Origin of the sequence: Streptomyces longispororuber, from assembly GCF_024448165.1 — a bacterium.
Lineage (GTDB): Bacteria > Actinomycetota > Actinomycetes > Streptomycetales > Streptomycetaceae > Streptomyces > Streptomyces longispororuber_A.
Window position 1 is genome coordinate 1 of the sequence record NZ_JAMOLN010000323.1, and the last position, 8,070, is coordinate 8,070.

General features: G+C 71.4%; 4 protein-coding genes. 2 read left to right on the forward strand and 2 right to left on the reverse strand.

All coding sequences use genetic code 11. The annotated features are described in order from the left end of the window. The first annotated feature begins 298 nt into the window (after positions 1-298). Positions 299-2,224, forward strand: coding sequence for a Xaa-Pro dipeptidyl-peptidase (locus M4J07_RS45285; protein ID WP_255982739.1), 1,926 nt, complete (start codon positions 299-301; stop codon positions 2,222-2,224). On the opposite strand, the gene M4J07_RS45290 is transcribed toward M4J07_RS45285, so the two are convergent. Together M4J07_RS45290 and M4J07_RS45295 are read right to left on the reverse strand one after the other, a co-directional pair. After that, complete coding sequence (locus M4J07_RS45290) at positions 2,214-2,684, reverse strand: PaaI family thioesterase (protein ID WP_255982741.1); 471 nt, start codon at positions 2,682-2,684, stop codon at positions 2,214-2,216. The genes M4J07_RS45285 and M4J07_RS45290 overlap by 11 nt on opposite strands. 60 nt (positions 2,685-2,744) lie before the next feature. Then, positions 2,745-5,024: an FdhF/YdeP family oxidoreductase gene (locus M4J07_RS45295; RefSeq protein ID WP_255982744.1), complete on the reverse strand. Its 2,280-nt coding sequence runs from the start codon at positions 5,022-5,024 to the stop codon at positions 2,745-2,747. Between the two features lie 215 nt (positions 5,025-5,239). Between M4J07_RS45295 and polA the strand changes: the two genes are divergently transcribed. Next, the gene (gene polA, locus M4J07_RS45300) at positions 5,240-7,909 is read left to right on the forward strand and encodes a DNA polymerase I (RefSeq protein ID WP_255982746.1); all 2,670 of its coding nucleotides are present in this window, start codon (positions 5,240-5,242) and stop codon (positions 7,907-7,909) included. The last annotated feature ends 161 nt before the right edge of the window (positions 7,910-8,070 follow it).

Consider the following 8,070-nt stretch of genomic DNA (forward strand, 5'->3'; position numbering starts at 1 on the left):
CGCGCGGGCAGCGCGGCCCAACGCTCGTGCAGGCGGGGGGAGTCGGTGCCGATCACGTCGGCAGGGGGCGGGGAGCCGGTGCCGATCACGTCGGCCGGGGGCGGAGAGTCGTCGCCGGGGTCGTACTCCTCCACGGGCCCGATGCCGGTCATGCTCGACGGTAAGCCGGAGCGTCGCCGTCCGCCAACGGGTCCGTCGATCAAGCGAGTTGGGCAGGCCCTCTGGTGGGGCGGGGCGCGGCGCGGTGCAATACACGCGTCCCGCGAGTGAACTCCCTTACCGCGCCCCTGGAGGCACGATGGTGAGATCCCCCGGCAAGAGACGGCGCCGCGTCCGCGGCCTGGCCGTGGTGTGCGCGCTGACGGCGGCCCTGGCCGCCCCCTCCGCGTACGCCGCCCAACCCCCGCAGTCACATGCCGAGTTGACGGTGACGGGCCGGGAGACGCAGCCCGTCTTCTCCCGCGCCGACGCCGTCTACCAGCAGGTCGACATCCGCACGGAGGCCGACAGCGACGGCGACGGCACGCGCGACACCGTACGGATGCGGATCCTGCGCCCGAGGGAGACGGACACGGCGGGCCTGAAGGTCGCCACGATCGTCGAGGCCAGCCCGTACTGGGCGGGCGGCAACGACGTCCCGAACCACGGCGTCGACCTCGACGAGGACGGACTGCCCGCGAAGCGCCAACAGGGCGCGGGAAAACCGGGATTGACCGGCCCCGCCGTCGCGTACTCGGGCTACTACGACAACTACTTCCTGCCCCGTGGCTACGCCGTGGCCCAGGTCGACAGCCTCGGCACCGGCGGCTCCACCGGCTGTCCGACCTCCGGCGGCCGCAACGAGACGCTGGGCGCGAAGGCCGCGATCGACTGGCTGAACGGCCGCGCGAAGGGCTGGGACCTCGACGGCCGTCCGGTCGAGGCCGGCTGGTCCACCGGCAACGCCGCGATGATGGGCATCTCCTACAACGGCACCCTGCCGACGGCCGTCGCGAGTACGGGAGTCGAGGGCCTCAAGGCGATCGTGCCGATCTCCGGGATCTCCTCCTGGTACGACTACTACCGCGCGAACGGCGGCGTCGTCGCCCCCGGCACGTTCCAGGGCGAGGACACCGACGTGCTGGCCAAGTACGTGTACTCGCGCGCCGACCGGGAGGTCTGCAAGCCCGTCCTGGCCGCCCTGGAGCGCGACCAGGACCGGGTGACCGGCGACTGGTCCCCGTACTGGGCCGAGCGCGACTACCTCAAGGACGTCCGGAAGATCAAGGCAGGCGTCTTCGTCGTGCACGGGCTCAACGACTGGAACGTGAAGACCAAGAACGCGGGCCAGTTGTGGGAGGCGCTCAAGAAGAACCACGTCCCGCGCAAGTTGTGGCTGCACCAGGCCGGGCACACCAACCCGATGCCGCTGCGCATGGAGGAGTGGCTGCGCCAGGTCCACCACTGGTTCGACCACTACCTCTACGGCATCGGCAACGGCATCACGAAGGAACCCCAAGTCGACGTCGAGCAGGCCGACTTCAGCTGGCGGCAGCAGCGGGACTGGCCCGCCCCCGGCACCCGGGACACCACACTGCGGCTGCGCGCCGACGGCTCCCTCGGCCGCTCCCCGGGCCCGGCCACCGTGCAGTCGCTGACCGACGCGGGCCGCACCGTCCCCGCCGAGCAGCTCGTGACGTCACCGGACGCGGCGAACCCGAACCGGCTCGCGTACACGACCGGGCCCCTCGACCGCGACGTACGGCTCAACGGAGTGCCCGAGGTCGACGTCCGTTCGTCACTCTCCGGTACGTCGCCCTACGTGACGGCGCTGCTCGTCGACTACGGAAAGGACACCCGCGCGACGTCCGGGACGGTCACCGACACCACGCAGCAGGTCTGCTACGGCGAGGGCGTGCCCGGGCTGCCCGGTGAGACCGGCTGCGCGTACCGGACGAGGCACGCCACGCAGAGCGCGGACTTCAAGATCGTCACGCGGGGCTGGCTCGACGCCCGCAATCGCGACTCGTACGCGCGCCAGAGCAAGGTCGTCGAGGGCCGGGAGTACCGGCTGCGCTGGGACCTGCAGCCGCAGGACTACGTCTTCAAGGCCGGGCACCGGCTCGGCCTGGTGCTGATCTCGACCGACTACGACTACACCCTGCGGTACCCGGCGGGCACGACGATGACCGTGCGCGCCGGGGTCGGCTCGGTGACGCTGCCGACGGCGCCCGCTACGCGGTAGGCGCCGTGGGAGCTTCCTTGAGGAGGCAGGTCAGACGGGCCGTGCAGACCCGTCTGTCCTGCTCGTCGGTGATGACGACCTCGTACGTCGCCGTGGAGCGGCCGCGGTGCACGGGCGTGGCCACGCCCGTGACCAGGCCGGAGCGGGCGCCGCGGTGGTGCGTGCAGTTCAGGTCGACGCCGACGGCGATCTTGCCGAGGCCGCCGTGCAGCATCGAGCCGACCGAGCCGAGGGTCTCGGCGAGGACGGCGGAGGCGCCGCCGTGCAGCAGGCCGTACGGCTGCGTGTTGCCCTCGACGGGCATCGTGCCGACCACGCGGTCGGCCGAGGCCTCCTTGATCTCGATGCCCATCCGGGTGCCGAGGTGCCCGGCGGAGAACAGGGCGGGCAGGTCGACGCCGAGCGCCGCGTACTCGTCGATGACCTCTTGCGGGAACTTCACGTGGTTCTGCTCGCCCATGGGGGCCGGCTCCGTCCGTCGTGCCTGCGTGCGGGAGGTGACAGCTGGCTGAGCAAACGCTCAGTCGGTCCTGGATTGTTCCAGGCGGACCACGACGGACTTGCTGGCGGGGGTGTTGCTGGTGTCCGCGGTGGCGTCGAGCGGCACCAGGACATTGGTCTCCGGGTAGTACGCCGCCGCGCAGCCGCGGGCCGTCGGGTAGTGCACGACGCGGAAGCCGGGTGCGCGCCGCTCGACGCCGTCGCTCCACTCGCTGACCAGATCCACGTACGACCCCTCGGCCAGGGACAGCTCCTTGGCGTCCTCGGCGTTCACCAGGACGACCCGCCGGCCGTTCCTGATCCCGCGGTAGCGGTCGTCCAGGCCGTAGATCGTGGTGTTGTACTGGTCGTGCGAGCGCAGCGTCTGCAGCAGCAGCCGGCCCTCGGGCAGCCGCGGGTACTCGACCGGGGCGGCCGTGAAGTTGGCTTTGCCGGTGGCGGTCGGGAAGCGGCGCTCGTCGCGCGGGGCGTGCGGCAGGGCGAAGCCCGACGGGTTCGCGACGCGCTCGTTGAAGTCCTCGAAGCCGGGGATGACGCGGGCGATGCGGTCGCGGATCGTCGCGTAGTCCTTCTCGAACTCCTCCCAGGGCGTGCGGGAGTCCTCGCCGAGGGCGCGGCGGGCCAGGCGGGCCACGATGGCGGGCTCGGACAGGAGGTGCTTGCTCGCGGGGTCGAGGCGGCCGCGGGAGGCGTGCACCATGCCCATGGAGTCCTCGACCGTCACGAACTGCTCGCCGCTGCCTTGCAGGTCGCGCTCGGTGCGGCCGAGCGTGGGCAGGATCAGGGCGCGGGCGCCGGTGACGGCGTGCGAGCGGTTCAGCTTCGTCGACACGTGGACGGTGAGGCGGGCCCGGCGCATGGCAGCCTCGGTGACCTCGGTGTCGGGGGACGCGGCCACGAAGTTGCCGCCCATGGCGAAGAAGACCTTCGCCTCGCCGTCGCGCAGCGCGCGGATGGCGCGGACGACGTCGAAGCCGTGCTCGCGCGGCGGCGCGAACCCGAACTCCTTCTCCAGGGCGTCCAGGAACGCCGGGGCGGGGCGCTCGAAGATGCCCATGGTGCGATCGCCCTGCACGTTCGAGTGGCCGCGCACCGGGCAGACGCCCGCGCCCGGACGGCCGATGTTGCCGCGCAGCAGCAGGAAGTTGACCACTTCGCGGATCGTCGGCACCGAGTGCTTGTGCTGGGTGAGGCCCATCGCCCAGCACACGACGGTGCGCTTGGAGGCGAGCACCATCTCCAGGGTCCGCTCGATGTCCGCGCGGGAGAGGCCGGTCGCCGTCAGCGTCTCGTCCCAGTCGGCGCCCCGCGCGGCGGCGGCGAACTCCTCGAAGCCATGGGTGTGCTCGGCGATGAAGGCGTCGTCCGTGGCGCCCTCCGTCTCCAGGACCAGCTTGTTCAGGAGGCGGAAGAGGGCCTGGTCGCCGCCGAGCCGGATCTGCAGGAAGAGATCGGTGAGCGAGGCGCCCTTGGTGAGGCCCTTCGGCGTCTGCGGGTTCTTGAACTTCTCCAGGCCCGCCTCCGGCAGCGGGTTCACCGAGATGATCCGCGCGCCGCCCGCCTTCGCCTTCTCCAGGGCGGAGAGCATCCGCGGATGGTTCGTGCCCGGGTTCTGCCCGGCGACGATGATCAGGTCCGCCTTGTACAGGTCCTCCAGGAGGACGCTGCCCTTGCCGATGCCGATGGTCTCCGTCAGCGCCGAACCGGACGACTCGTGGCACATGTTCGAACAGTCGGGCAGGTTGTTCGTGCCGAACTCGCGGGCGAACAGCTGGTAGAGGAACGCCGCCTCGTTACTGGTCCGGCCCGACGTGTAGAAGACCGACTCGTCGGGGGAGGAGAGCGCGTCGAGCTCCTCGCCGATGATGTCGAAGGCCCGCTCCCACGGCACCGGCTCGTAGTGCGTGGCGCCCTCGGCCAGGTACATGGGGTGCGTGAGCCGGCCCTGCTGGCCCAGCCAGTACCCGGAGCGCGTCGCGAGGTCCGTGACCGGGTGGGCGGCGAAGAACTCCGGGGTCACCCGGCGCAGCGTCGCCTCCTCGGCGACCGCCTTCGCCCCGTTCTCGCAGAACTCCGCCGCGTGCCGGTGCTCGGGCTCGGGCCAGGCGCAGCCCGGGCAGTCGAAGCCGTCCTTCTGGTTGACCCTCAGCAGCGTCAGGGCGGTGCGCTTCACGCCCATCTGCTCGCGGGCGATCTTGAGGGAGTGCTTGACGGCCGGCAGCCCAGCGGCGTGGTGCTGCGGCGCCGCAACCTGCGGCGCGTCCTGGACCGGGTCTGACGCGGGCGGCTTGCTGGCCATGTCGTGCTCCCCTTCGAGCGGGTCCTGCGAGCGTGCTGTGAGGTACGTCTCCGATCCTCGCACGGGGGTCCGACGGCGCCGCCGCCCGGTCGGGGTGGGCCGCACTGTCAGTGGGGCGTGGCAGGATCGGGGACGTGGCAGAGAAAGCAGCGAAAACGGCGAAGACAACCGCGACGAAGGCGACGGGCAGCGGTGCAGGTGGGCGCCCCCGGCTGATGCTCATGGACGGGCACTCGCTGGCGTACCGCGCGTTCTTCGCGCTGCCCGCGGAGAACTTCACGACGGCGACGGGCCAGCCGACGAACGCGATCTATGGTTTCGCGTCGATGCTGGCGAACACCCTGCGCGACGAGTCGCCCACGCACTTCGCGGTGGCGTTCGACGTGTCCCGCAAGACGTGGCGCTCCGAGGAGTTCACCGAGTACAAGGCGAACCGCTCGAAGACGCCCGACGAGTTCAAGGGCCAGGTCGAGCTGATCGGCGAGCTGCTCGACGCGATGCACACCCCGCGCTTCGCCGTCGACGGCTTCGAGGCGGACGACGTCATCGCCACGCTCGCCACGCAGGCCGAGGCCGAGGGCTTCGAGGTCCTCATCGTCACCGGCGACCGCGACTCCTTCCAGCTGGTCACGGAGAACGTGACGGTGCTGTACCCGACCAAGGGCGTCTCCGAGCTGACCCGGTTCACGCCGGAGAAGGTCCAGGAGAAGTACGGCCTGACCCCCGCCCAGTACCCGGACTTCGCGGCGCTGCGCGGCGACCCGTCGGACAACCTCCCGGGCATCCCGGGCGTCGGCGAGAAGACGGCCGCGAAGTGGATCAACCAGTTCGGTTCGTTCGCCGAGCTGGTCGAGCGCGCCGACGAGGTCAAGGGCAAGGCCGGGGCGAACCTGCGGGAGCACCTGGAGGCCGTCAAGCTCAACCGCCGGCTCACCGAGATGGTGCGCGACGTCGAGCTGCCCAAGGGCGTCGGCGACCTGGAGCGGACGGCGTACGACCGCACCACGATCGCGATGGTCCTGGACACCCTGGAGATCCGGAACCCGTCGCTGCGCGAGCGGCTGTTCGCCGTCGACCCGGGTGCGGAGGAGGCCGAGCAGGCACCGGCCGAGCCCGGCGTCGAGCTGGACGGAAAGGTCCTCGGTACCGGCGAGGTCGCCCCGTGGCTGACCGAGCACGCCAAGGCCGTCCTGGGCCTGGCGACGGTCGACACCTGGTCGCTCGGCACGGGCACGGTGAGCGAGATCGCGCTCGCCGCCGCCGGGGGAGAGGCCGCCTGGTTCGACCCGTCCACGCTGGACGAGGCCGACGAGAAGGCGTTCGCCCAGTGGCTCGCCGACGCCGAGAAGCCGAAGGTGCTGCACAACGCCAAGGGCGTCATGCGGGTCTTCGCCGAGCACGGCTGGAGAGTCGAGGGCATCACCATGGACACGGCGCTCGCCGCGTACCTGGTCAAGCCCGGCCGCCGCTCCTTCGCCCTCGACGCGCTGTCCCTGGAGTACCTGGGCCGCGAGCTCGCCCCGGCCGGCGCGGCCGACGGACAGCTGGCCTTCGGCACGGACGAGGACGACCAGGCCGAGGCCGACGCGCTCATGGTGCAGGCCCGCGCCATCCTCGACCTGGGCGAGGCGTTCGGCGAGCGCCTGAAGGAGGTCGGCGCGGCGGACCTCCTCAAGGACATCGAGCTGCCCACGTCCACGCTCCTCGCCCGCCTGGAGCGGCACGGCATCGCGGCCGACCGCGCCCATCTGGAGGCCATGGAGCAGATGTTCGCGGGCGCCGTCCAGCAGGCGGTGAAGGAGGCGCACGCCTCCGTGGGCCACGAGTTCAACCTCGGCTCCCCCAAGCAGCTCCAGGAAGTCTTCTTCGGCGAGCTGGACCTGCCCAAGACGAAGAAGACGAAGACCGGATACACGACGGACGCGGACGCGCTGGCCTGGCTGGCGACGCAGACGGACCACGAGCTGCCCGTCATCATGCTGCGCCACCGCGAGCAGGCGAAGCTGCGCGTCACGGTCGAGGGCCTGATCAAGACGATCGCCGCCGACGGCCGCATCCACACCACGTTCAACCAGACGGTGGCGGCGACCGGCCGCCTCTCCTCGACCGACCCGAACCTGCAGAACATCCCGGTCCGCACGGACGAGGGCCGCGCGATCCGCCGCGGCTTCGTTGTCGGCGAGGGCTTCGAGTCGCTGATGACGGCCGACTACAGCCAGATCGAGCTGCGCGTGATGGCGCACCTGTCCGAGGACGCGGGCCTCATCGAGGCGTTCACCTCCGGCGAGGACCTGCACACCACGGTCGCGTCGCAGGTGTTCGGCGTGGAGCGCTCCGCGGTCGACGCCGAGATGCGCCGCAAGATCAAGGCGATGTCGTACGGCCTGGCCTACGGACTGTCCGCCTTCGGCCTCTCCCAGCAGCTGAACATCGAGGCGGGCGAGGCGCGTGCCCTGATGGACACGTACTTCGAGCGGTTCGGCGGGGTCCGCGACTACCTCCGGCGGGTCGTCGACGAGGCGCGCGCCACCGGATACACGGAGACGATGCTCGGCCGACGCCGCTATCTGCCCGACCTGAACTCGGACAACCGGCAGCGGCGTGAGATGGCCGAGCGGATGGCGCTGAACGCGCCGATCCAGGGCACGGCCGCGGACATCGTGAAGATCGCGATGCTGAACGTGGACAAGGCGCTCGCGGAGGCGGGGCTCACGTCCCGGATGCTGCTTCAGGTCCACGACGAAATCGTGCTGGAGGTGGCGCCCGGGGAGGCCGCGGCGCTGGAGGAGCTGGTCCGCCGGGAGATGGCCGACGCGGTGGCCCTCCGGGCGCCGCTGGATGTTTCGGTGGGCGTGGGCCCGGACTGGGAGTCCGCCGCCCACTAGTCCCTCCGGGCGGGGGCGTGGGAGGGCGGTCCAGGCTGCCCCGTTCCGGTCCGTCGCGGACTGCGGGTGCGTGGGGGCTTCTCGCGCAGTTCCCCGCGCCCCTGGAGACGCGCACTTCGTGCGCGATCTCCAGGGGCGCGTTCACGTGGGGAAGGCGCGGC

Coding starts and splice junctions, on each gene's coding strand:
- M4J07_RS45285 (WP_255982739.1), top strand. CDS start 299: ATGGTGAGATCCCCCGGCAAGAGACGGCGCCGCGTCCGCGGCCTGGCC.
- M4J07_RS45290 (WP_255982741.1), bottom strand. CDS start 2,684: ATGGGCGAGCAGAACCACGTGAAGTTCCCGCAAGAGGTCATCGACGAG.
- M4J07_RS45295 (WP_255982744.1), bottom strand. CDS start 5,024: ATGGCCAGCAAGCCGCCCGCGTCAGACCCGGTCCAGGACGCGCCGCAG.
- polA (WP_255982746.1), top strand. CDS start 5,240: ATGCTCATGGACGGGCACTCGCTGGCGTACCGCGCGTTCTTCGCGCTG.